Genomic DNA, 22,885 nt, shown 5'->3' on the forward strand with positions numbered 1-22,885 from the left:
GATGCCGACCATTTACGATTGTGCCGTTCGCAGCTTTGAGGCTGCCGCCGCCGTGCTAATGTCCTTGCAACAGCAGCGCACCAACCTTGTCGCCGAGGCGGGGCGCTGTCTCGACGGCAGGCCCAAGGTGCTGCTGGACGAGGGTTACAACGCCCTCGCATCCAAGGTCGGCATCTGCATCCCTGAGGATGCGCGCGCCGAATTCGCGCAATCCGAAGACGGGCAGGGGTTGGAATTCCGCAATTCCGGCATGACCTGGATGACGATCGAGGGCCAGCTGCCCGAAACCGAGGACGAGCGGACCTGCTATCTGGACGCCCGCGCCTCGTTTCCCGCGCCCGTGATCGCCGACGTCTTCCTGCGCGAGTTCAAGGCCGATGGCAGCATCGCCGACAGCCTGCATCAGGAATGGGTGCTGGGCGCGCATCGGGAAGCCCTGTGCAGCCTGACGCTGCCGCCAAGCGCCAAGGGCGTGAACGGGCGCCGCGTCATCATTCATCTGCGCCAGCCGCCGCTGCGTTTCGCGTTCGAGAACCTTGCCCTGACGGTTGTCTGAGACCGCCGCGCCCCTTGTTGAACGGACGATCCCCGTGGACCTGAAGCTGCATCTCGATTTCTGTTTTTCCGTCTCGGCCGACAGAGTCCTGGCTGCGGGCTGGTCGCCCCGGCCCCAGCCCGAGATCGTCCTGCACGCCGGACATGCCTCGGTCCCGCCGGTGCTGCTGCGGCGGTTTCCGCGCCGCGACCTGCGATCCCTGTCGCCGATGGGCTTTCTGGCGCTGTTCGATCTGTCGCAGGAACCCGGCGCGAACGATCCCTCCGAGGATCTGTTTCTGGGGATGGGCAAGGAATACGTGCCGATCACCGATGACCGGCTGGCCTCGGACATCGCCAAGATGGTCGAGATCGGCGTGGACGAGGCGTTCTTTTCCTATATCCGCATGATCGCGCGGGGCGAGGTTCCCGCCCCCGGACAACCGATCACGCGCAAGGTCGTGAACCGCATTCTGGCGGCCCCCCGGCTGGAACGCGAAAGCCAGGATCATGCGCTTGGCATCGACCGGGCGCTGATCGGGCCGGACGGGCAGGGCATAGCCACCGGCTGGTTCCTCGGCGCGAACCGGCAGGCCGAGACGATGACCGCGCTGGTCATCTGCGATGGCCGCATCGCGCCGGTCGATCTGATGCAGGCCAGCCTGCCGCGCGCCGATCTGGCGGCCTATGCGCCGCGCTATGCGTTCAGCGGGCGCGATGGCTGGGCGGCCTCGTTCCGGCTGCCGCAGGCGCCCAAGGCGCAGCCGCGTCTCTTGCTGATGCCGCCGGGCCATCTGGATCATTCCGGCCATCTGGCGCCCCTGGACATGGTCCAACCTGCCGAGGTCGCCCGTCTGATCCTTGAAACCGGGCAGGGCCTCGAGGATCAGGCGCTGGCCCGCCGCCTGCACCGCAACGCCCTGCCGGCCGAGATCCCCGCCGCGCCGGTGCTGTCCATTGCCACCGATCCCAAGGCGCCTGTCCTGCTGGTTCTGGATCACGACCTGAACGATATCGACTTGCGCGACGTGCTGCGCCGCGTCACCGCCGTCCTCGAGCGCCCGCTGACCGTCCACCTGCTGCGCCCCGCCCTGACGCCCGCGCTGGACCAGGCGCTGGCAGGCGCGGCGCGCGAGGCGGCGGCGCCCCTAACGCTGGCCGGCTGCGCCCTGACCCCGCCCGAACCGGGGGGGCACGATGGGCTGGCGATCTTCGCGCGGTCCTCGGTTCTCTTCCATCTCGACCCCGAAATCCTGCTGGCGCCGCTGGAGAAGTCGCTGCTGCTCGCGACGCTGGACCCGATGGCCGCCCTGCCCGGCGGCGGGGATGAGGCCGCGTTGCAACGCCGTTTCGCCGCCGACCGCCCGCCCTTTGCCTGCTGCGGCAGCGCGGCGGCGCTGCTGGCGCCCTTTGCGTTACCCTCGGCCTATCTGACGCCCGAGGCAGGCTGGCGCGCGCTGGCCCTGCGGGCCCTGGCGCAGGACGAGGCGCGCATCATCGCCGCGCCCGCCCAAGGCTTTCTGGCGGGCAACCGCGGCCCCTTCTGCCAGAGCCTGATCGAGGGCGTGGGCTGGCACGAATTCGACGGCCGTTCGGCCCTTTTGCTGACCGAGGCCGCATGACCCGCATCGTGATCGTATCCCATTCCCACCCGGCGCTGCGCTATGGCGGCGGCGAGGTCGCGGCCTATCGCCAGTTCCAGCACCTGCTGGCGCAGGGCGAGGATGCCTGGTTCGTCGGCTCGACCATCGGCCCCGAGGACGCGGCGCGCTTCTTCGGCCCCGGCCAGCGCGTCCTGGGCTTCTCGGACCGCGATTTCTGCATGCGGGGCATGGGGATGGACAGTTTCTCGATGGAGCATCCGCGCATCGAGGACGAGGACTGGACCCTCGATTTCCTGTCCTCGCTTCAGGGCGATGTCTATCATTTCCATCATTTCTGGAACATCGGCGCCGGCACGATCCGTCGCCTGCGCGGCCTGCGGCCCGAGGCGCAGATGATCTGCACCCTGCACGAGATGACCGCGATCTGCGCCAATCACGGCCAGATGCTAAAGACCTCTGGCGAGCTGTGCCACGCGGCATCCGATGTGGGCTGCGCGGCCTGCCTGAACCGCCCGCCGGTCGATTTCGCGCTGCGCCGCGCCCGCATGGCCGAAATGCTGGACCTGTTCGACGTGCTGCTGTCGCCCAGCCGCTTCCTGGCCGAAAGGTTCGAGGGCTGGGGCATCCCGGCGGGCCGGATCTCGGTGATCGAGAACGGGCTGGACCATCACGACCCCTTGCCCGAGACGACCCCCGAAAGCCTGCTGCATCGCAGCCGCCGCTTTGCCTTCTTCGGGCAGGCGACGCCGACCAAGGGGCTGAACGTCCTTGTCCGCGCCGCCGAGTTGATCGAGGCTGCCCCGCCGGCCAATCCCATCACGCTGGAGGTCTATGGTGTCACCGCCGAGGCCTTTTCCGCCCTGTGGCCGGGGCTGAAGCCGCCAGAATGGATGCAGTTCCGGGGCCGTTACCGGCCGCAGGACTGCGTCTCGATCATGCAGCGCTTTGGCTGGATCATCATCCCCTCGATCTGGTGGGAGAACTCGCCCGTCGTGATTCAGGAGGCGCGGGCGGCCGGTACGCCGATGATCGCCTCGGATATCGGGGGGATGGCGGAAAAGACCGAGGGCTGGGGCATCCAGTTCCCGGTCGGCGACCCTGCCGCGCTGGCCACCGCGATCCTGTCGGTCCACGACCGTCCCGAGATCCTCGCCGAACACATCGCCCGCATCGAACCTCCGCTGGACATGGCCGGGTTCAATGATGCGTGGACTAAGCTCAGAGTCTGAAGGAGCGGACAAAAATGCGAACTGATTCCACCGCAGCGTTGATTCGCACAAACAGAATCGGGGATGTGGAAATTCAGCTTTACAACTACCTGAGGCAGTACTTTGACGACCGTGTATTCATCGTACTTGCCAACTTTTCAGGTTCGACGATCGTGCCAGACAGCATGGCAGCGAACGTCATAAAAATCGATCACGCATTGCTCTCTGAAATCGAGATTCCGTATTTCGATGGAATTGCATGGGTGTGCGGAGATATTTTTTATTACGCCGCTTTGCACCGGATTGGAAAACGTTTCGACTTTTTCTGGCTTGTTGAGAATGACGTCGTTATAAATTTCGATAACCCATCGGATTTTTTCTCGGGATTCGTGACGGCTTCTCATGACTTTCTGGCGCCAACCCTAGGCTCAAGGGGGCCGGATTGGTACTGGACCAACGCCGCAGCCAGATGGCTTGAGGTTTCCGAAGTCAAAGGCTGTCTTTTTCCCATTACGCGCATGTCAGCTCAGGCAGTCCAGCACCTCGCTCTCAAACGGTCGCAGCAATTTATTGCTAACCGTGATATGCTACTACAGTCAGTTGAAGGCCGGATTCCAAATGATGAAGCGTTTTGTGCGACAGTTCTTCATCGGGACGGATTTCTTTGCGCGGATATGAAAAATTTTGCGCCGGAAAAGTGCTTTTCGATTGAAACGTTTCATTCTGATTATCCCGTGATGCCTGAAGAAGCCCGGTTGGAGTCCAGGCGCGGCAGGGTTCTCCACCCGGTTCGGAGCGGCGAGGCGGCACGCTGGAAGCTGAACGCCATGCAGGCAAAGGCGCCAAAGCTCTATCAGGCACGAAAAGAGTTTCTTGTTAAGGAGTTCGGAAAAGTTCTATGGGAAGAGTGGAGTGGTGAGGCAATGTCCTTCAAGGCGCCAAGGGAACCAAACGAGATGCAAAGCGGTGAAGTGAAAGCGGTGCAGGAACATGCCGGTGTCACGATACATGTGGGATTTCACAAGACCGGCACGACGTATATTCAAGGGTTGTTGCAAAGAAACTCCGAGAAGCTTGCGGATTTCTATATTGTCAATCAGCGTAGCGATAACAGCAAGCGTTTGAGAGCGGCATGTCAGAAGGTTCTGGCAGCACCCTCTCCCACCCCGGAAGCGCTGCATGATGAGGTCACAGCAGCATTGGCGGAAATTGCATCGGAAGCCGGCGGCAAGAAGATAATCATTACCGACGAGGAAATGTTTGGATTTATACCCGGGCGGCACGGGTATTGGAAACTATACGACAAAGCGGCGGAGATTATGCGACTAATGCAGTCGTTTTTTGTCGGAAAAGATGTGAAATTCTTCGCTTATACCCGACCTCGTATGAAGTGGTTGCTAAGTGTCTATCGAGAGGCGGTGAAAAACCACCATCTTGACCTAGACTTCGAACAGTTTATCGTAAAGCTCGATTTTGATGAAAACCTGAAGGATCTGTGTGAGACAATCTCACATGGTCAGTTCCTGGATCATTTTGAATACTCGCCGATGGAGGCCGACTTTGATACGTCTTTCGGTCTCGGACACTCTTTCCTGAAATTTTGTGGTATCGATGATGATTTGATGCAAAGCCTCGAAAAGCCTAACCGCGCAAACGAGTCGGTTTCGTCGAGTGTTAGTGATATTTTCTTGGCGTTGAACCGGACAGGGATACCAGGTGCCCAACTCATGGCTGCAAAAAATATGATACTCGAAGGTGTTAGACTTTCGAACAGAAGATAGCTCCATGGGCGTTCGTACAGCCTCAGGACCCTCGCGCCATGTCTTCATCGTCACCTATGGCCGCTCGGGTTCGACGCTGACGCAGAGCTTGCTGAACACGCTGCCCGGCTATCAGATCAGGGGCGAGAACGGCAATCTGGCGTGGTTCCTCGCACGGGCTGTCGATCTGGTGCGGCGCCACGAGATGTTCGCGGATCGAAGGCGGGACGCGGCCCTTCCGCCCGAGCAACGCGATGCCTATCTGGCGCCGCTGATCGGGCAGCCGCATGACCCTTGGGCGGGCGCCGAGAATGTGGATCCGGACGCGCTGCGTCGTGGGCTGATGGAGGTCTTCGCGCGCGAGGTGCTGCGGCCCGGCGCCGATTGCCGCGTCTCGGGGTTCAAGGAGATCCGGTTTCACGAGGATCCGGATTTCTTCGCCACCTATCTGGATATGCTGCGCGACAGTTTCGCGGGGGTCCGGTTCCTGTTCCAGACCCGCGATCTGGACGCGGTGGCGCGGTCGGGTTGGTGGGCGCAGCAGCCCCGCGACGAGGTGATCGCGCGATTGCGCCGGGCCGAGGCGCTGTATGCCGATTACGCGGCGGCGCACCCTGCCGAATGCTTCACGATCCGCTACGAGCGTTACAACGAAGGTGCGAATTACGTCGCTGAGATCCTCGATTTCCTGGGCGAGCGGATGGATCGCCCGGCGATCGAGGCCGCGCTGGCGCGCAGCCTCTCGCATTAGGTCCGGGCTAGAACAGCCAGGCCGCGCCGCCGATCAGGGCGGTCATGATCGCGGTCAGCAGCAGCCAGTGCATCAGGGTCTGGGACACACGCCCTGCGGGCGCCGTCCGGGCCCGCGTTTCGGGGCCGGTCTGGTCGGTCATCGTCTTGTCCTTGGTGATTGCAGCGAAAGGTCGCGCCCCTGCGGGCGGTCAGGTCCTGTCGGCGATCACCGGGGGCGCACGAGCGCCGTGGGCTTGCCTAAGCAGCCCTTGCCGGGGCAGGGGCGCCGCGAAGGGAGCGCCAAGGGTGCGGCCGGCTGTGGCTTGGGGCTGATCGGGCCAGCGGGTGGACAGGGCCGGGTCGCCCTCGGGGCCGCCTTGCAGGGTCTGCCGTTCGGGCAGGGCCGAGGCAATCAGCAGGGCCCCCTCCGACAGCAGGTCGTGGCCCGGTCCGGCCAGTGCGTCGGGTAGCCTTGGCCCCGGGGCCGACATGGCCAGCAGCACCGCCAGCACAAGACAGGCGCGACGCAGCAGGGTCAGGGGCGGGATCAGGGCATGCACGGGGTTCGCCAAAGGCCGGGATGGTCCGGCAGAGTGCGAAGATAAGGCCTCGTCGCCGCCATGCAAGCCCGACGATAGCGTCAGCGCGGGCGACGCCAGCGCCAGCCGCGAAAGAGGCTGCGGCGGCTCAGCGGTTCGAAGATCCGGTCGGCGCCGTTCGGGTCGAGGATCTCGTTCTCGGCCAGCCATTCCTCGAAGCCGGTCAATTCGGGCAGCTCGTAGGGGACAAGGCTGCGGCCTGTGCCAGGGGGGCGCCTTGTCGCCTCGATCATCGGGATCAGGCCGCCATGCCCGTCGATCAGGGCCGCGATCTGGTCGGGGGGCAGGCCCAGATGCTCGGCCAGCAGGGTCTCGCGCAGCGCCGTGATGCCCTGACGGTCCTCTGCCCGGTCCTCGCGATCCGCCGCCATCAGCACGTCGCATTCGCTGTCCAGCCGCATCGAGCGGTTGTTGAAGTTCGACGATCCCACGCGCAGCCACAGATCGTCCACGATCATCAGCTTGGCGTGGACATAGATCTCGGACCCGGACTCGGTCACGGGATGATAGAGCCGAAAGCGCCCGTGCCGGTCCAGCGCGCGCAGGGCCTGGACCAGCCGGGCGCGCGCCGTGTCCATCGCAAGCGGCTCAAGCCAGCCCTGCGCGCTGACCGGGTTGATCACGACGATCTCGGGCGGGTCGGGTTGGGTCAGCCGCTGCGCAATGGCCTGCGCGATCTTGCGAGAGGCGAAATACTGGCTTTCTGCATAGATGAAGCGCCGCGCCCGCGCGATCAGGTCAAGGGACAGCTGTTCGATCTCGTGAACTGGCTCCACCGTTTTCATGGCGGGGCGGGTCCGGGCGATGGCCAGAGCGGCCCCCTCGAACGAGGGTTCGAGGCTTTCGGGCCAGCAATCGCGGATATCGGTGACGGGGGGCAGTTGCTCGCCCGTCGCGATCCGCCAGCGTTCGCGCGCCAGATCGCCAAGCGCGCGGGCGGCCGGCCCGTCAAAGGCGGTGGTCGCGTCGTGCCATGGCATGACGGGGCGGCCTGCCGGGTCGGTGCGGCGGGGCTCTTCGTCGCGGTGTTCGGGTGTGTCCCAACGACCCTCGGTCATGTCGATCCCGCCGCAGAACGCCAGGCAATCGTCGATCACGGCAATCTTCTGGTGATGCGAACTGGCGACAGGGTGCTGCCCGTCCAGCCGCAATGTGATGCGCGGATGAAGCTTCCAGCGCAGGATCGTCAGCATGGTCGTGCCGCGAAACAGGGACTTCATGGCGCCTGTGTCCCAACGCAGCAGACGGATATGCAGGTCGGGACGGCTGCGCGCCAGCCACAGCACGAAATCGCCAAGCTTGGCCGGGCCTTCGTCGGTGGCCGGATCGCCCAGATCGATGCGCGCGTCGAAATCCCAGCCGATCAGCAGGATGCTGCGGCGCGCCTGCGCCATCGCCTGCCTGACGGCGGTGAAATAAGCGTCGCCGTCGCGGATGACGCTGAAGCGGCCGGACCGCTCGATGCGCCAGCAATTCTGTCCCGGTCGGGCCAGACGTTCGTCCGTGCCGTGCATGCCCCGAGTTGCCCCCCTCTGCGATGCCCGTTGATGCCCGGTCCAAGCCCGGCGCAGCAGAAGGAACGTCGCAACCCCGCGCCCCGTTCCGCAGGAGGCGGTCAGAACAAAGCCGCGCCCTTTCCGGGCGCGGCCTGCAAGGTCGTGCAGCCGGGCGGCTGGTGCCTTTCGGCCCTGCTCAGTCGGCGGGTTGCAGTTTCGTCAGCTGCCAGATGCTGCGCGAGAAATTCACCTCGCTGCGCCATTCGGGTGCCAGGTCGAAGGGATAGATGATCCAGAACGGGCCCTTGTCGCGCACGGATATCGGCTGTCCGTCCACGTGGAAGGCGATGACGGGGTATTCTTCGGTGATCTCGTCCAGCGGGATTTCCACCGAGTAATCGTTGATCGCCGTGGCGGCGACGCTGCCCTCGGTGATGCCGACCTCGTTCAGGACGGTCGCAAGCGGAATCCCGGTGAAGTGCTGCACGCCCTCGGTCCAGATCGTGGACGTCGTGACGTCGATCGTGCCCATCTGCTGAAGGGCGGCGATGTCGAATTCATGCGTTTCCCCGCCATGCGTCACAGTCAGGACCGACGCGGCAGAAGCAGCATTTGCTGACAGAAACAGCGTCGCGGTCAGCGCAAGAGAGGTCGCGTTAGGGAACATGGATCACCCGGGCAAGCGGAAAAGGATTGTGCCGCAATGTCGCACGGAGATGAATTTCTTGCATCGGTTACTTGGTATGGTAACGTATACTTTAGTATATAGGACAATGACCTACGCTCGGTAGGTAGAGGAATTTGTGCATAGTGCTCAGTCTTTGAACTGACCTTTGACCGCGATCACGAATATACCGGAGGCAGCCGGTTGTAACCGGTATGTTCCAAAAGGGGGCGTTGATGAGAATTCTGGTGGCTGACGATCACGACTTGATTCGAGAGACACTGGTCATGTTTCTCAAGGCGCAGGGTCTGTCAGACATTGCCGAGGTCGGGACGGTCGATCAGGCCGAAAGCGCCATCGCGCAGGCGCCCGATGCGTTCGATCTGGTGCTGCTGGACTACGACATGCCCGGAATGGATGGTCTGAACGGTCTGGCGCGCATCCGCAAGGCGATGCAGGGGCGGCCGGTGGCGATCCTGTCGGGGACCGCATCGCCCTCGGTCGCGCGTGACGCGATCGAGGCCGGTGCGCGCGGCTTCCTGCCCAAGACGATGGGCGCCAAGTCGCTGGCAGCGGCGATCCAGTTCATCGCCGGCGGCGACGTGTTCGTGCCCTACGGCTTTCTGGAACAGGCCGATGCCAAGCCGACGGGCGATCTGACCATGCGAGAGATGCAGGTCCTGCGTGGCTTGACCGAAGGCCGCTCCAACAAGGACATCGCGCGCGAACTGGACCTGCAGGAGGTCACGATCAAGCTGCATGTCAAGACGTTGTGCCGCAAGCTTGGCGCGCGCAACCGCACGCAGGCGGCGATGATCGCGCGGGACCGCCGCCTGGTGAACTGAGGCAGATCGCTCAGCCCACCCGGCGCGCGCCGTCCAGAGTTTCGGTCCCGGGCAGGGTGCCTTCCAGAACGTGACGCGTGGCCTCGATCATGTCCGACAAGGCCAGCGCATCGCGCGGCCCGGGACGAGAGCCCTTTGCCGTCGTCTCGATCTCGGCCAGTCGTGCATGAACATCCGTGAAACCGATCACCGCGGCAGTCCCCGCCATGCGATGCGCCAGAGCGCCCAGTTCGGGATGCCGCTCATGGTGCTCGATCAGGGCGACCAGCTCATTCAGGCCGTTCGACAATTCCAGCAAAGCGCGTTCGGCCATGATGCCGGCGGCCTCGTCCCCGATGGCCTCGGCAAGGTTGCGGCGGGCCTCGTCCAGACGCGCCTCGCCGGGTTCCGGGGCAGGCAGGACCTGGACGGGCTGCCCGGTTCGCGGTTCGGTTTTCGGTGCCGGTGCGGGCGGCGCGCTGAGCGCAAGGACGGTGTCCAGCTGCTCGCGCAGGCGTTCGATCGAAAGCGGCTTCGTCAGCGTCGCGTTCATGCCTGCGTCGTCGAACCGCGCGAGATCCTCGGGAAGGGCATGTGCGGTCAGCGCGATGATCGGCGTGTCGCGGTTGGGGCCTGCGCGCCGGATCTCTCGGGTCGCCTCGATTCCGTCCATTCGTGGCATTGATATATCCATGAGAATCATCAGGTAGCGCTTGCGCGAGGCCATGGTGACGCCTTCGCGGCCGTCCTGGGCCTCGACCACGGTATAGCCGGAACGGGTCAGCATGTCGCGCGCGATCATCCGGTTGATCGCATTGTCCTCGACCACCAGAACCTCGCCGCTGTTGCCGGACGGATCGGCCGCGACGGGGGCCAGGCTGCACTGGCGGTCGGCCGCGATCTGGTTCTCGCGCACCTCGGGCAGGTCCAGGATCACCCGGAAGACCGAGCCGTAGCCGGGCGTGCTTTCCACCTCGATCCGGCCGCCCATCAGCTTGACCAGACGGCGCACGATGGGCAGGCCCAGGCCGGTCCCCTCGACGGGGCGGCTATAGGCGCTGTCCAGCGTGACGAATTCGTCGAAAATCCGCTCGATATCCTCGGGGGGGATGCCGATCCCGGTGTCGATCACGCGGAACTCGACCGCGCCCGGGGCAGGGCCGCGCACGACCTCCAGCGTCACGGTGCCGGCTTCGGTGAACTTGACCGCGTTGCCGACGAGGTTCATCAGGATCTGCGTCAGCCGCCCCCTATCGCCCATCAGCATCCCGTCGGGCGATCCGATGATCTTGACGTCAAGCCGGTTGCCGCGCATCCCGGCCTGCGCCCCGAGCGCGCCGACGACCGATTGCGCGATCTCGGCCGGATCGAAGGGCGCGTTGGCAAGGCTTATCTGACCCGCCTCGCCGCGAGAGACTTCGAGCACGTCGTTCACATGGCCCAGAAGCATCCGGCCCGACTGCTCCATCACCTCGAGGTAGTGCTGCTGCATCTTGTTCAGGCGCGTCAGCTTCAGCAGCTCCAGCGTGCCCAGAACGCCGTTCAGCGGTGTGCGCATCTCGTGGCTCATCACGGCCAGCATCCGGGCCTTGGCGCGTTCTCCGGCGACGGCGCGGTCGCGGGCCCGGATCAGTTCCTGCTGTTCGGCCACCCGGTTCGAGATGTCCCGGATGAAGGCCACGATGACCGGTCCGCGCTGGCTCATGGCGCTGGAAATCGCGACCTCGACCGGAAAGACGCGCCCGCTGCTATGGCGCGCAGTGGCCTCGATCGGGTCCAGACGGATCGGGTCATTGGGCGCGGTTCGCAGCCGGCGCAGCAGCGACCTGCAGCGCGCGCGCTGATCCTCGGGAACCAGAAGATCAATGAGATTCGCGCCGATGGCCACCTGCGAACTGTAGCCGTAGATACGGCTGGCCGAGCCGTTGAAGTCGATGATCCGTCCGTTCGAGCCCGCCACCACGATGGCGTCGATCGAGGTGCCGATGACCGCCTGCAGCCGGTTGCGGGCATTGGCGATGCGGTCGGCCTGCAGCCGTGAGGCGTGGAACAGCACCGACATGGCGACCACCGCTGTCACCAGCGCCGCGAACAGGATCAGCACGATAAGCGCCAGATCGGTCAGCGCACCGGACAGCTTTTCGCGCTGTGCGTCCGAACTGCGCGCGAGCAACCGAACCCCGTCCAGCGAGATCGTCCGCATCAGCGGCCTGATCCGCGCGGTCGCGGCCTCGACCGCCGGCAACGCTGCTGCCAGCCGGTCGTTGTCGGCGTCGATGGTCAGCGCGGTGCGCGCCAGAAACGATTCGACCTCCTTGATGTGGTCGTTCGTCACGCTGTCGTTGCGCAGATCCTCGCTGACGGTTCCGCGCCGAAAGGTCGCGATGCGCGAAAAGAAGATGTCAAAGCGCTGGCGCACCGTATCCAGCGCGCTGTCGCGCTGTTCGGGCCTGGCCAGGCGGGCCTCGGCCAGGGCGATCTTCAGGGCCAGCAACTCCACCTCGGCCTGGGCCAGGGACCATTGCGTGGCGTCGCGATTGGCGGCGGCCAGCTGGTCGATCTTGCCCCGTGCATCGGCGCTGTAGATCCAGATCGCCATGGCGACGGCGCCCATCGCGGCAAGAAATCCGCCTAGAAGAACATAAAACTGAAATCGCATCGCCCAGACCACCCGAGGAGAGCGCGTTTGAAAGCGCGCGCTGTGCCAAGGATCACACAGCCGTCGGAACGGGGCAAGGATCGCATAAGGATGCCTGACTAACCCTAAGAATACAAAAACGGGCGACGCGACGCCAAAGGGATGGGTTGGCCTATGCCTCTGCGGGCGCGCAGGGACCGGGGAATCAGGCTAGTGTTAGACAAGGTTTAATCAAAGGGTGACACCATGGTCCGCACCATCAAGATCTCCGACTACATCCATGTCCAAGGTCTCTATGAGGGGACTGATGCGCGCGGCCGGCTGCTTGTGCGTGTGGGCGAGCGTCTTTATGCGGGCCACCCGCTCTGATCCGGGCCGGGGTCTCGTCTGACCAGTCATCTGTCGGTCTTGACCGGCAGTAGGGGGTGTGAGCCTCCAGGAAGCAGCGGCTGGCCCGGCCGCTGCTTTTCCATTTGCGGATCACGGATCCTGGATCGCGTCGCCCAACCGGTCGCCCAACCGATAAAGCATAAGGCCCGCATCCTGCGATGCGGGCCTTTTCATTCATGCGCCGGGGCCAGAGCCGTCAGGCATGGCCCATCGGCGCCTCGATCCCGCCCGGGCGCAGGTTCAGCAATGCGCGGGGCGACAGGACCATGCCTACATCGCCACCCGCAAGCAGCGCCACGCCCGAAACCTTGCGCACCTTCGACATCATCCCGCGAAGCGGGCGCAGCAGCACAAGCTGCTGGCCGATCAGCTCGTCCACGGGGATGGCCACGCTGCCCTCTTCGTGGCTGAGGATGATGTGGACACGCGAAGCGCCCTCGGCGGCGACGGCGCGATCATCCGACGCCGGATTGAGGCTGCGGATCGCCACGACCTCGTCCTCGCCCAGCCGCAGCCAGCGGCTGCCGCCCGTGGCCGAGATCTCGACCAGATTGGCGGGATCGGGTTGCAGGATCGTGCGGATCGCCGCGACCGGCAGCACATAGCGCGTGCCACCCGCGCCCACGACCATCCCCTCGAGGACGATCAGGTTCATCGGCAGGCTGATGTGATGGCGCAAGCCACCGCCGGGCAGGGTGACGCTGCGCAACTGCCCGCCCGCGCGGGTCAGCTCGGTCTCGGCCTGGGCCAGGCGGGTGGGCTCGGACCGGGCGCCGCCATCATCCTCCAGCGTGACCAGCAGCAGGTCGTCGCCGCGCCGCACCGACAGGTGCATCCGCTTCGGTCCCTCGTCCAGATCGGCCAGCCGCGCCTGCACCAGCGGACGCAGCACGCGCTTGAGCGTATCCAGCAGCGCGACATCCAGCGACAGACCGTCGCCCGCCGTGGTCAGACGCGCCTCGCGTCCGCGCTGGCGGGATTCGGTGGCCACCATCGCCGCAAAGGGCCGCAGCAGCGTCTCCACGGGACGCGAGCGCAGTTCGGCCGTGGTCTGCTGCAATTCCGTCATCTGCGACAGGACCTGCGTCTCGGCCTGAGCCAGATCGCGCAGCCGCGACATCATCTGTTCGGCGGTGGCGCGCAAGGCGGCCAGTGCCTGACGGGGGTCGTCGTGATGCTGGCGCATGGTCTGCGCGATCATCTCGGGCAGGGGGGTCTCGGCCAGTTCGGCGATGATGCCGTGGATCATCGCCTGCCCGGCGGCGATCTCGCCGATGCGCTCAAGCGTCTCGGCCGACAGGTCCACGCCCGCGCTCAGCTGCGCCCATCGGTCGGCCTGATCCTCGGTCTCGGCGGCGCCCTCCTCGGTTTCGGCCACGGTCAGGTGGCGGACAAGGACCAGCTTCTTTCCGCCGGGGTCAAGCCGTGCCAGGGATTCGGACAAAGCAAGCTGGTCAAGCCGCGTGGCGATCAGGAAATCGAACAGCGTCTCGGTGCCGCGGAACAGGGTGACGTTGGTGATCGCCTGGATCACGCCCGAGCCGATCAGGCCGAACAGGGCCTCGGCCATGTCGTTGTCGCTGTTCACGTCGGCGCGCAGGATGTGGAAATCCTGCCCCTCGGCCAGGCACTCGGCGGCGGTGCGGACGCTTTCCGGCGACAGGACGCGGTGGAATTCCGCGGGCAGGCCCAGCTTGCGCTCGATCGTGCTGGCGGTCATCACGCCCGCGCCGTTGAAACCCGCCTCGGAGGCTTCGGCGAAAAGCTGTTCCAGCCGATCGGTTTCGGGCGGCTCGCCGGCACGCAGGGCGTCGAAGACAAGCTCCAGCGTATCGATGAAGCCGCGCGCGATCCGCATCAGGATCGCGTCGGGTGCCTGACCCGAGGCATGGGTGCGTTCGAACAGGTCCAGCAATGACATGGCCAGTTGCGAGGCCATCTCGAGCCGGTAATTGCGGCAGGCATGGTGGATCAATCGGACCTGACGGGCCAGCGATTGGTGATCCTCTTCGGTGCCGCCGCCCTGACGGATGCGTTCCAGCGTGGAATCCATCCCGTCCAGAGTGTCGAAGATGCGATCCGCCGCCCATCCGGCCAGCAGGGCCGCCGGGCTGAGCGCGCGGTCCAGATTGGCGCCGCCATGAACGGATTCGACCAGCGCCAGCTCCTCGAACAGGCGCAGTTCCTGCCTGCGGTAATCATTGACGCTCTTGGACGACAGAAGCCGCGCTGCCACCTCGGTGACGCGGGCAAAGCCGCGTTCCTGCGAGGCTGCGGTGACTTCCGCCACGGCAGCGGCCAGCGCGGCAGGGTCCGGTGTCTCGCCGGTGGCGAGATCGATCCCATGGGCCGCGATCACCGAAAGCGGGTCCTTCAGACGCTCGAAGAAGCCAGGCTCGTCCGGCGCGTCGCCGGGGCCGTCCGAAGCCTGGGCTCCTCCGGCCTCGCCGTGCCGCATCGCCTCGATGGCCGAGATCAGCCCCGCCACCGCGCCTGCATCCGGCTGGGCGGGAAAGTCGCGCAGGATTTCGGACCATTCGGTCAGGCCAAGCTGCTTCGCCGCATGGTCCAGATCGCCCGCCAGACGATGTGCGCGCGGCAGGTCCGACTGGTCTAGGCATTCGCGAAGCCGCGTCAGCGTCGTCTCGACCATCTCGTTGAAGATCGCCCGGTAGCCCGCATCGTCGGCCAGCCGCGAGGGCGCCGCTTTTGCAGGGCTGGGCGCGGGCTGGGGTTCAGGCTGGGGCTGGGGCTCCGGCTCGGGCGCCGGTTCTGGCGTCGGTTCCGGTTCCGGTTCGGGCTCCGGTTCGGGCTGGGGCTCCGGCTCCGGCGCAGCTTCCGCAGCTTCCGCCGCTGCCGGCGCGGGGGCTGCCCCGCCAGCCAGCTCGGCCTGACAGCGCGCGATCTTGTCGGCCAGCCTGACGACCAGATCCTCGGTCGAGGCGGGGTCCACATCGCCATGCGTCGCGGCCGTGATGTCCAGCATCTCGCGCAGGCGGTCGCAGGTCTCGATCAGCAGGTCCAGGATCTCGGCGTCCAGAGGCACGCCGTCGTCGCGGACCAGCCCGATCAGGTCCTCGGCCAGATGGGCGCGGCTTTCCACCACACCAAGACCCAGAACGCGGGAATTGCCCTTGAAGGTATGCACCCCCCGGAACAGGGCCGCGACATGAGAGTCGATATCCTGCCCGCCCGAATCCTGCAGTGCCAGCAGGGCCGATTCCACAGCATCGATCGCCTGTGCGCCGTCATCGGCGTAAAGCGCCCAGATTTCGTCCATTTCGTCGGTCATCGTCCCGTTCCCTGCCCGTTCGCTGCTTGTCCTTCGGCCCGGCCCCGCGGCTTGCGCAAGGCGCTGGCGTCAGGCCGCTGCTGCTGCCATCACCGCGCGCATCGTCTGCGCCAATTCGTCACCGGTCTTTTCCTCGAGGTCGTGCGACACCGTGCCCGAGGGCTTGGCCACGACCCCGTCGGCGCCCAGTTCGCGCGCCTTTGCCGCATGGGGCGAACCCGCCACCGCGACCGAGGACAACATGCAGATCCGCGCACGGGTCTTCAGTTTGGCGTGGCGCAGGAATTCCAGCCCATCCATCACCGGCATCTCGATGTCGAGAAGGATCAGATCCACCTCGGCCCCGGCGGCCAGCTTGTCCAGCGCCTCTTGCCCGTTGGCGGCCTGGGCCACCACCTTGAAATCTGGCAATCCCTTGATGAAGCTGGAGATATAGAGCCGCATCATAGCGGCGTCATCAACGATCATGACCTTGTGCATCAACTTTCTCCGGTGTTGTGCGCCGGCGGCCTGGCCGCCGGCATGTCCTTAGAATGCGCCGAAACCGCGTTCGTCACGGTCGGCATTGCCGCGCGCGGGGCGGGCATGGCCCGAACCGTTCAGGGCCTTGGCGGGCAGCCCGCCGCCGTTCATCGCCAGCATCTGGCGGAACTGCGCGATCATTTCGGGGGTCAGATCCTCGAGACCCGCCATGCTGTCTTGGGCGGCCTCGATGGCGCGCAGGGTGAAGCGGTCAAAATCCTTGCGCATCATTTCGGATGCCGACTGCATCTCGGCTGCGCTGGCGGCCAGTTCGTCCGCCTGCTGGCTGGTGGCCAGCGCCGACTTGGCGATCTCGCCGATGGCGCCGTTGATCTGGGCGACCCCGCGGGCCTGTTCCTCGCTGGAGACGGCAATGTCGCGCACCAGCGTCTGGACCTGCGTGATGTCGTCGGCAATGCGCGAAAAGGCGTTGCGCGCCTCGTCGGCGATGCGGACACCGGCCTGAACGCGGGTCGATGCGTCCTCGATCAGGTCCGAGGTCTCGCGCGCGGCCTTGGCCGAGCGGCCTGCCAGGTTGCGGACCTCTTGCGCGACGACCGCAAAGCCGCGGCCATGCTGACCGGCGCGGGCGGCCTCGACGGCGGCGTTCAGCGCCAGAAGGTTGGTCTGGAAGGCGATCTCGTCGATGACCTTGATGATCTTGGCGATGTCCTGCGACGAGGCGCGGATACCCTCCATCGACTGCACCATCTCGGCGATCTTGCCGGTGCCTTCGCTGGCGACCATCGAGGCGCCCGCCACCAGCTGCGCGGCACTGTCGGCCGAGGCGGCGTTGGCCTTGACCTGGATGTTGGTCTGTTCCGCCGAAGCCGAGACCTCATCGACCGACGACGACTGGATCTGCGAGTTCGTGGCCAGCGACTGGCTGGATTGCGACATCTGGTCGACCGTGATCGCGACCTGCTGGATCTGCTTGCTGGCGCTGGAGATGGTCGCATTCAGCGCAACCAGCGCGCGGTCCATGGTCGAGGCGATGGTGCGATACTCGCCCTCGAAGCGGCTGGTGTTCATTTCGATTGCCAGATCGCCGGTCTCCAGCGCCGAACAGAAGCGCTGCACCTCTTCGCTGACCGAGCGGAGCGCGGTGCGGACCTCTTCGATCGCATCGTTGATGAAGAACCGCTCGCCCGAGAACTTTTCAAGGGGAGCATCGAAATTGCCTTTGGCGAATTCGCTGACGCAGGCAAGGATCTTTTTCTTGGTCAAGATATGCCCGTTGACCATTGCGTTCACACCCTCGGCGATGACGCGCGTTTCGGGGATGAAGCCGTCAAGCGTTATGTTATGGCTAACAATCCCGTTCTCGTGCTGTTCGGCCATCTCGCGGATTTCGCTGATCAGCAGATCGACCTGCTGCTTCTGAGCGACGGCGGCCGTGCGGTCCTGCCATTCGACATAGATGCAGGTCAGGCCGCCGCCTGCACCGAAGATCGGGGTCGCCTTGAAGGCCAGATCCTTGCCGCCGATGCTGAATTTGCCGTCATGCGGCATCGACATGTTTTCCAGGATGCGGCGCTGATAGACCGGGTTGGCGTGGAACACGTCGATGGTCTTGCCGACCACGCGGCGTGCCTCGAAATGAGGCAGATCGCGGCGGATGTCGGCCTCGATCGTCTCGAACATCTTGTAGCCCGCCTCGTTGACGAACTGGATGACCAGATCGGCGTCGGCGATCATGATCGGGTTCGACAGGACGCCGAGGGCATCAAGCGTCGAGATCGAATCCCACGCGGCGGTTTTTTCGGGTTGGCTGGACATTGCAGGGTTCCTCGGGGTCTGGATGCCTGGCCCCGCTTGCGTCAGGGCGGTTTTCTCGGTTGTCGGGGTGGCCGCGGTCGCGGTCTCGGCCTTGACGGCCTTGGTCGCTGCACGGCGGGTTGCGGTCTTTTTCACGGTCTTGGCTTCGGGCTGCGGCTCGGGCTGCGGCTCGGCTTCGATCGCGGGCCCGTCGCTGGCGTCCTCGGCCACCGCAAGCGCGGTTTCAGCGGCGTCGGACGGGGGCGCGGCGGGGTCGGTCATTGCCTGTGCGTCAGGTTCGGGTGTGCCTTCGGCGGGGGCTGCAGGCTCGACCCAATCCAGCGGGTCGCGGGCCATGCGCTTGCGGGCGGCCTTGGGCGCGGCTGCGCGGGTGTTGTCATCGGTCATGCGGCGGTCCTTCCGTTCGGGGGCTGGCCGTCTTGCGGCGCTTGGGCTTCAGTCAGGCCGTTCGTCGGCCCGGTGTGGGCGATGGCGCGGGCCAGTCGCCGGTAATCCTTGCACCCGGTCGAGCCGGGGGCGTGTTCCAGCACGGTGCATCCGAAGCCCGGAGCCTCGGCGATGCGGATCGTGGTGCGGATGGTCAGCGGCAGCAGCAGGGCCGGGCCGAAGCGCTCGGCCAGCCGGGCGCAGACGTCGCGGTGCAGGGCCAGTCGCGGGTTGTGGCGGCAGGGCAGGAAGCGGATGCGCGCGCGTTCCACGCTGATCCCGTCCAGCCGGGTCAGCAGGCGGCTGACGCCCGACAGGCCCAGGAAGTCGGGTTCGAACGGGCAGAGGATCAGGTCGGCCCACCGGCACAGATCCTGCGCCAGCGGCGTCCATCCCGGCGCGCTGTCCACGATGGTCCAGCCGCCCGGCGCGGGCGCATCGGGCAGGGTGGGCGCCTTGCCCGCACGGTCCTGCACATCGCCCGGAACAAGCCGCAGGCCCGGCTCGGACGGCACGGGCAGGCCGGGGACATCCGTGCCCGACAACCAGTCCGAGGCCGTGCCCCCGTCCGGGGCGCCGTCGGGCGACAGCATTGCGGTCAGGTGCATCTGCGGGTCCAGGTCAACCAGCGTGACGGCATCGGCCAGGCCCTCGCGCAGCAGCGCGGCGCCAAGATTGGCCGTCGTGGTCGTCTTGCCGACGCCGCCTTTCTGGTTGTGGACCAGCAGCCGCATCACGCCCCCTCGGATTGCCGCATCAGGGTCAGGTCCTCGTCCGAGACCAGAACCGGCGGGTCCAGCAGAACCGAGACCCGGTCGCCCACGCGGCCGATCCCGGCAATGACCGAACGGGCGCCGTCGCGGCCGCGCATATGGGCGTCGATCTGGCCCGGTGGGATCTCGCGCACTTCGCGCACGCCGTCCACGATGAGGCCGACGGGGGCGTCCTCGACCTCCATCACGATGATGACGGTGCGGTCGTCATAGGCGCGCTCGGGCATCCGGAAGCGCAGGCGCACATCCATCAGCGGGATGACCTTGCCACGCAGGTTGATGACGCCCTTCAGATAGGGCGGCATGTCGGGGATCGGCATGATGCGCTGCATGCCCACGATTTCGGTGACGCCGGCGATGCCGACGCCGTATTCCTCGTCGCCCAGGGCGAAGGTCAGATACATGTCCGCGATCGTGTCGGCCTCGATCTCGGCGATCTGGCGCGGGTCCGCGACGCTGGCTGCGGTGTCGGTCTGTGGGATCATCTGGCGGCTCCTAGCGGATATGAGGCGGCGCGGTTGGCGCCGGTGGCGGGGCGGGATGCGGCCGAGAGGATCGCCTCGGCCATGTCGGACAGGGGCAGGATGCGTTCGGCCGCGCCCAGTTCGGCGGCGGCGGCGGGCATGCCCCAGACGATCGAGCTTGCCTCGTCCTGGGCCATGGTCGTGCCGCCGGCCTTGCGGATCTCGAGAAGGCCGTCGGCGCCGTCACGGCCCATCCCGGTCAGCAGCGCGGCCACCGCCGAGCGGCCCGCCGCGCGGGCGACCGAGCGGAACATCACGTCGACCGAGGGGCGTGCGAAGCGGACCGGATCGCCCGGAACCAGCGACACGCGCCAGTTCGGGCCGCGACCCTGCACCTCGAGATGCAGCTCGCCGCCGGGCGCGACCAGCGCGGTGCCGGGCAGAACCATGTCGCCATCACGCGCCTCGCGGATGTCGATGGCGCAGGCCTGGTCCAGCCGCTTGGCGAATGCCTGTGTGAAACCAGCGGGCATATGCTGCACGATCACGATCCCCGGTGCGTCTTTCGGGACGTCTTGCAGGATCTGTGCCAGTGCCTGCACACCCCCGGTCGAGGCGCCTATGGCGATGAGCCTGCCGCTGTTGCACGCCGCCAGCTGGCGCGGCTGGGGCAGGGCGCGGGCGCGCATCGCGGTCGTGACACGGGCCGTCGCCGCCGCGCGGACGCGGTGGCAGATCTCGTGCATGATGACGGGCAGGCCCTCGCCCACGCCAAGCGAGGGCTTGGCGATGACATCGACCGCCCCCGCCGCCAGCGCGTCCAGCGTGACCGAGGCCGCGCGCCGCGTGGCGCTGGAGATGATCACCGTCGGCAGCGGATTGACCGGCATCAACTGGCGCAGGAAGCTGACCCCGTCCAGGCGCGGCATCTCGATGTCCAGCGTCATCACGTCGGGATGCAGCGCGTCGATCATGCCCATCGCCTGTTCGGCGCTGGCGGCGGCGCCCACGACCTCGATCAGCGGGTCGTCGGACAGGCCCATCGACAGCACTTTGCGGATCACCGCGGAATCATCGACGATCAGCACGCGGACGCGGCGTTCGGCCGGACCGGTCATGGACGTTCCCTCCGGCTGATTCCGCTGGTCACGGGGGTCCATTGCGCGGACATGGCCCGCACGTTCTCGGTCACGCTGGTGAAAAGCCAGCCCCCCGGTTCTGTCACCTGGGCGATTGCGTCAAGCACTGCGGTCTGGTCCTTCGGAGTAAAGTAATACAGCACATTGCGGCAGAAGACGGCCTGAAAGGGCTGGCGGAACGGGTAGGGTGCGCTTTTCAGGTTCATGCGCCGGAACGTGCAGGCGGCGCGGATGCGGGGATCGACCTGGAATTGTTCGATGCCGACGGGGCGCATGTAGCGGTTGCGCACGGCGGCGGGGACCTGTTCCAGATGGCGCGAGGCGAAGATGCCGGCCTCGGCTTCCTCGATGACGGTGGCGCTGATGTCGGTGCCAAGGATATGCGTGCGTTCCAGCGCCTCGAGGCCAAGGGTCTCGGCGATCAGGATGGCCAGCGTGTAGACCTCGTCCCCGGTCGAGCAGGCCGCGCTCCACAGGCGGATCTCGCGGCGATTGCGCAGGCTGGGCAGGACGACGTCGCGGAAATGATTGAGAACCTCGGTCTCGCGGTAGAAATAGGTGTGGTTGGTCGAGGCGGCGTGGATCACCGCCATCTGGACCTCGTGGTTCTGGCCCTGGGTCACTTCAGAGGCCAGCTGCGCAAGTTCCGGCAGCTGAAAGGCACGCTGGACGCGCGCCAGCCTCTGATGCAGCAGGTCGCTCTTGTGGTCGGGATAGTGGATGGCGCAGCGGGTTTCGAGCCAGTTGCGGATGGCCTCGTAGCTGGCACGTTCGACGGGGGTTTCGATGTTCATGCGCGCGCCGCCCCCGCATCAAGCCGTTCGCAATCCAGCACCATCGCCACCTCGCCCGTGCCGAGGATCGCGCAGCCATAGCTGGCGCGGATCTGCGACATGCGCCCGGTCAGCGCCTTCAGCACGACCTGCTGGCGGTCGAGGATCTCGTCCACCGGCACGGCCAGGCGGCCGCGTTCGGTATTGAAGACGACGGCGACAGGGCCGCCCGCAGGGGGCACCGGTTCGGGCGGGGGGAAGCCCTCGAAGAACTGCTCCAGCCGGCAGATCGGGATATTGGCGCCGCGCAGCCGCAGAAGCTCGGCGCCGTCCCCGGCCGAGATGCGGGTCATGTCGTCGGCACCGGGGCGCACGATTTCCGACACGACGTCGATCGGCACCGCGAAAAGCTGGCCGTGGCGACGCAGGATCACGCAGTCGAGAAACGCCAGCGACACGGGGATGTGCAGCGACACGCGCGTTCCGCTGCCCGCATTGCTTTCCACCCCGATCCGGCCGCGCAGCGCCGACATGGTCGTATGCAGCACGTCCATCCCCACCCCGCGCCCCGACAGGTTCGAGACATTCTCGGCGGTCGAGAAACCGGGCTGGAAGATCACCTTCCACAGGATCGCGGGCTCGGGCTCCTCGTCAGGGCCGAAAAGGCCGCGTTCGCGCGCCTTTTTCAGAATGCGCGCGCGGTCCAGGCCGCGACCGTCATCCTCGACCACGATGCGGACCTCGCTGCCGATCTGGGCGGCCGACAGCCGGATGCGCCCGGCGGGCGACTTGCCCGAGGCCTCGCGTTCGGCGGGCGGTTCCAGCCCGTGATCGGCGGCATTGCGCAGCACGTGCAGCAGCGGGTCGTACAGCCGGTCGGCGACCAGCTTGTCGATCTGCGTCTCGGCGCCTTCGATTTCCAGGTCGATCTTCTTGCCGGTCTGGCGTTCCAGTTCGCGGATCATGCGGCGCAGGCGCTTGAACACCTCGTCGATCTGCTGAAGCCGCATGCTGGTCGCCGCGTCCTGCACCTCGCGCACGATCATGGTCAGGCGATGCACGGCGGTCTCGAAATGCGACAGTTCGAGCCCGGCCAGATCAGGAGAGCGCACGGTTTCGGCCACCGACAGCGAAAGCTCGGCGACAAGATCCATCAGGCGTCCGATCCGGTCGGAAGGCACCCTCATCAGGCCGCCATCGGCGGTGTCAGGCAGGCTCATGGCCTCTCTCCCTGGTTGGGGCATTGGGGCTGCACGGCTGTCATGGTT

General features: G+C 66.0%; 20 protein-coding genes. 7 read left to right on the forward strand and 13 right to left on the reverse strand.

What is annotated here, in order from left to right; translation table 11 throughout:
- Nucleotide 1: 1 nt before the first annotated feature.
- Genes ACTZWU_RS09090 through ACTZWU_RS09110 form a run of 5 tightly spaced genes read left to right on the forward strand, consistent with a single transcriptional unit; the run spans nucleotide 2 to nucleotide 5,857 of the window.
- Entirely contained in the window at nucleotides 2–556 is a 555-nt protein-coding gene (locus tag ACTZWU_RS09090; protein WP_444737033.1) for a hypothetical protein, read from the forward strand.
- Nucleotides 557–590: 34 nt separating this feature from the next.
- The gene (locus ACTZWU_RS09095) at nucleotides 591–2,156 is read left to right on the forward strand and encodes a hypothetical protein (protein WP_444737034.1); all 1,566 of its coding nucleotides are present in this window, start codon (nucleotides 591–593) and stop codon (nucleotides 2,154–2,156) included.
- Nucleotides 2,153–3,367 (forward strand): glycosyltransferase, encoded by a 1,215-nt coding sequence (locus tag ACTZWU_RS09100; RefSeq protein ID WP_444737035.1) that lies wholly within the window; start codon nucleotides 2,153–2,155, stop codon nucleotides 3,365–3,367. Before ACTZWU_RS09095 ends, ACTZWU_RS09100 begins: the two co-directional genes overlap by 4 nt.
- A 14-nt stretch (nucleotides 3,368–3,381) precedes the next feature.
- Nucleotides 3,382–5,127, forward strand: a complete 1,746-nt coding sequence (locus tag ACTZWU_RS09105; protein WP_444737036.1) for a hypothetical protein — start codon at nucleotides 3,382–3,384, stop codon at nucleotides 5,125–5,127.
- Between the two features lie 4 nt (nucleotides 5,128–5,131).
- Nucleotides 5,132–5,857: a sulfotransferase gene (locus tag ACTZWU_RS09110; protein ID WP_444737037.1), complete on the forward strand. Its 726-nt coding sequence runs from the start codon at nucleotides 5,132–5,134 to the stop codon at nucleotides 5,855–5,857.
- Nucleotides 5,858–5,864: 7 nt separating this feature from the next.
- On the opposite strand, the gene ACTZWU_RS09115 is transcribed toward ACTZWU_RS09110, so the two are convergent.
- From ACTZWU_RS09115 to ACTZWU_RS09130, 4 genes are all read right to left on the reverse strand, one after another.
- A complete protein-coding gene (locus tag ACTZWU_RS09115; RefSeq protein WP_444737038.1) occupies nucleotides 5,865–5,999 on the reverse strand; it encodes a hypothetical protein in 135 nt (44 codons plus the stop codon).
- Nucleotides 6,000–6,047: 48 nt separating this feature from the next.
- Nucleotides 6,048–6,398, reverse strand: coding sequence for a hypothetical protein (locus tag ACTZWU_RS09120; RefSeq protein WP_444737039.1), 351 nt, complete (start codon nucleotides 6,396–6,398; stop codon nucleotides 6,048–6,050).
- Between the two features lie 80 nt (nucleotides 6,399–6,478).
- Nucleotides 6,479–7,951, reverse strand: coding sequence for a phospholipase D-like domain-containing protein (locus ACTZWU_RS09125; protein ID WP_444737040.1), 1,473 nt, complete (start codon nucleotides 7,949–7,951; stop codon nucleotides 6,479–6,481).
- A gap of 178 nt (nucleotides 7,952–8,129) precedes the next feature.
- On the reverse strand, nucleotides 8,130–8,600 hold the full coding sequence (locus ACTZWU_RS09130) for a molybdopterin-dependent oxidoreductase (protein WP_444737041.1): 471 nt from the start codon (nucleotides 8,598–8,600) through the stop codon (nucleotides 8,130–8,132).
- Nucleotides 8,601–8,833: 233 nt separating this feature from the next.
- Here ACTZWU_RS09130 and ACTZWU_RS09135 point away from each other — a divergent pair, with 233 nt between their 5' ends.
- Nucleotides 8,834–9,442 (forward strand): response regulator, encoded by a 609-nt coding sequence (locus tag ACTZWU_RS09135; protein WP_444737042.1) that lies wholly within the window; start codon nucleotides 8,834–8,836, stop codon nucleotides 9,440–9,442.
- Between the two features lie 10 nt (nucleotides 9,443–9,452).
- Here the strand turns inward: ACTZWU_RS09135 and ACTZWU_RS09140 are convergent, their stop codons facing one another.
- The gene (locus tag ACTZWU_RS09140) at nucleotides 9,453–12,020 is read right to left on the reverse strand and encodes an ATP-binding protein (RefSeq protein ID WP_444737043.1); all 2,568 of its coding nucleotides are present in this window, start codon (nucleotides 12,018–12,020) and stop codon (nucleotides 9,453–9,455) included.
- A 285-nt stretch (nucleotides 12,021–12,305) separates the two neighbouring features.
- On the opposite strand from ACTZWU_RS09140, the gene ACTZWU_RS09145 reads away from it, so the two are divergent.
- Nucleotides 12,306–12,428: a hypothetical protein gene (locus ACTZWU_RS09145; protein WP_444737044.1), complete on the forward strand. Its 123-nt coding sequence runs from the start codon at nucleotides 12,306–12,308 to the stop codon at nucleotides 12,426–12,428.
- Nucleotides 12,429–12,645: 217 nt separating this feature from the next.
- On the opposite strand, the gene ACTZWU_RS09150 is transcribed toward ACTZWU_RS09145, so the two are convergent.
- The 8 genes from ACTZWU_RS09150 to ACTZWU_RS09185 form a co-directional block, all read right to left on the reverse strand.
- On the reverse strand, nucleotides 12,646–15,741 hold the full coding sequence (locus tag ACTZWU_RS09150) for an Hpt domain-containing protein (RefSeq protein WP_444737045.1): 3,096 nt from the start codon (nucleotides 15,739–15,741) through the stop codon (nucleotides 12,646–12,648).
- A gap of 69 nt (nucleotides 15,742–15,810) precedes the next feature.
- Nucleotides 15,811–16,221 carry a response regulator gene (locus ACTZWU_RS09155; RefSeq protein WP_444737046.1) on the reverse strand — a complete coding sequence of 137 codons (411 nt, stop codon included), beginning with the start codon at nucleotides 16,219–16,221 and terminating at the stop codon, nucleotides 15,811–15,813.
- Nucleotides 16,222–16,269: 48 nt separating this feature from the next.
- The gene (locus ACTZWU_RS09160) at nucleotides 16,270–18,429 is read right to left on the reverse strand and encodes a methyl-accepting chemotaxis protein (protein ID WP_444737047.1); all 2,160 of its coding nucleotides are present in this window, start codon (nucleotides 18,427–18,429) and stop codon (nucleotides 16,270–16,272) included.
- Complete coding sequence (locus tag ACTZWU_RS09165; RefSeq protein WP_444737048.1) at nucleotides 18,426–19,202, reverse strand: ParA family protein; 777 nt, start codon at nucleotides 19,200–19,202, stop codon at nucleotides 18,426–18,428. The genes ACTZWU_RS09160 and ACTZWU_RS09165 overlap by 4 nt, the downstream gene beginning before the upstream one ends.
- Nucleotides 19,202–19,726, reverse strand: a complete 525-nt coding sequence (locus tag ACTZWU_RS09170) for a chemotaxis protein CheW (RefSeq protein WP_444737049.1) — start codon at nucleotides 19,724–19,726, stop codon at nucleotides 19,202–19,204. The genes ACTZWU_RS09165 and ACTZWU_RS09170 overlap by 1 nt, the downstream gene beginning before the upstream one ends.
- Nucleotides 19,723–20,823 (reverse strand): protein-glutamate methylesterase/protein-glutamine glutaminase, encoded by a 1,101-nt coding sequence (locus ACTZWU_RS09175; RefSeq protein WP_444737050.1) that lies wholly within the window; start codon nucleotides 20,821–20,823, stop codon nucleotides 19,723–19,725. Before ACTZWU_RS09175 ends, ACTZWU_RS09170 begins: the two co-directional genes overlap by 4 nt.
- On the reverse strand, nucleotides 20,820–21,638 hold the full coding sequence (locus ACTZWU_RS09180; protein WP_444737051.1) for a CheR family methyltransferase: 819 nt from the start codon (nucleotides 21,636–21,638) through the stop codon (nucleotides 20,820–20,822). The genes ACTZWU_RS09175 and ACTZWU_RS09180 overlap by 4 nt, the downstream gene beginning before the upstream one ends.
- The gene (locus ACTZWU_RS09185; RefSeq protein ID WP_444737052.1) at nucleotides 21,635–22,837 is read right to left on the reverse strand and encodes a chemotaxis protein CheA; all 1,203 of its coding nucleotides are present in this window, start codon (nucleotides 22,835–22,837) and stop codon (nucleotides 21,635–21,637) included. Before ACTZWU_RS09185 ends, ACTZWU_RS09180 begins: the two co-directional genes overlap by 4 nt.
- Nucleotides 22,838–22,885: the final 48 nt, after the last annotated feature.

Source organism: Paracoccus sp. NSM (assembly GCF_052379855.1).
In the GTDB taxonomy this organism is placed as follows: Bacteria; Pseudomonadota; Alphaproteobacteria; order Rhodobacterales; family Rhodobacteraceae; genus Paracoccus.